The organism is Shewanella sp. SG41-4, from assembly GCF_014164505.1.
Classification (GTDB): domain Bacteria; phylum Pseudomonadota; class Gammaproteobacteria; order Enterobacterales; family Shewanellaceae; genus Shewanella.
This window is the reverse complement of the sequence record NZ_JACJFI010000654.1, coordinates 1-1,120: the sequence shown is the minus strand read 5'-3', so window position 1 is coordinate 1,120 and position 1,120 is coordinate 1. Positions and strand designations below refer to the sequence as shown.

Below are 1,120 nucleotides of genomic sequence, written 5' to 3'. Positions count from 1 at the left end.
ATATCGCGCAGCCATAAAGCCGATTATAACCTCCTATCACGGTTTTTTTTGGCTATGACTTTAAGGTTTCAGACGTTCTTACTTGACTAGGATGATAATAATATCAATCGTGTGTTTACTATAAGTTTCAAAAATAAAAATTGTATGGATGATTTTTTAACGATACGCAGTATCTGGTGATTAAGGAAAAGTATTTTGAACAATCTGCAGGTGATATTACAATTGTTTGGAACTATGAACAGTTTGACTAGGTATCTAAAAATCGACCTTTCACACTGAACAATGAATTTACAAGTTATATTTAAGGAAGTATTTTGAGTAAGAAAAAAGCACATTTGGTCGAGAGCGCTCTAGAAGTTTTTTATCAAAATGGTATCAATGCCACAGGTATTAATGCGGTTCTGGAGGAAGCAAAAATCTCCAAAAGGACCTTATATTGCCACTTTCGTAGCAAAGATGAACTGATATTAGCTACCATAAATTTAAGACATGAACGTTTTATGCAATGGCTAGTGTCGTTGATTCAATATGATGAAAGTCCACAACAGGCAATAACTAGTATTTTTGTTGGATTAGACGACTGGTTTAATAATAGAACAACGACTATTGGCCCCTTTCGAGGGTGTTACTTTATTAACACCAGTGTGGAAAGTGAACCATTAGATGAAGCAATTGCAATGGCTTGTAAAAGCCATAAGGATGATGTTTACGAATTGCTATTGAATATAGTTAAACCTATTAGTAGAACTGCTCAACAAGCGGAGAATCTTGCAGAGCAACTATTATTACTGAAAGAGGGGGCAATTATTTCTGCTTTGGTCCGACATAAGAAAGATGCTATCAAATACATTTTACCATTAATAGAACAACTCTTAATCGTGGATTAAATAACGTCAGGGTTGATGTCGATAATGTATTCCAGCTTCAACACTTTAGTTGGTACACAGTGCGAATAACATAAAGGATTGTAAAATGCGCAGCTCTACAGTGAGATTGTTGATTATTGAGGATTTATGAACGCAAAAGATTTTAGTTTGGCAATATGTATCACTATGATTTGGGGACTTAATTTTTCAATCATAAAAATAGGCTTGGCGTCAATTGATCCATTCATTTTAAC

1 protein-coding gene is annotated in these 1,120 nt (G+C 34.4%); it reads left to right on the top strand.

Annotation, left to right across the window (positions count from 1 at the left end; translation table 11 throughout):
- The first annotated feature begins 314 nt into the window (after positions 1-314).
- Positions 315-887 (top strand): TetR/AcrR family transcriptional regulator, encoded by a 573-nt coding sequence (locus H5202_RS23020; protein ID WP_182774058.1) that lies wholly within the window; start codon positions 315-317, stop codon positions 885-887.
- The last annotated feature ends 233 nt before the right edge of the window (positions 888-1,120 follow it).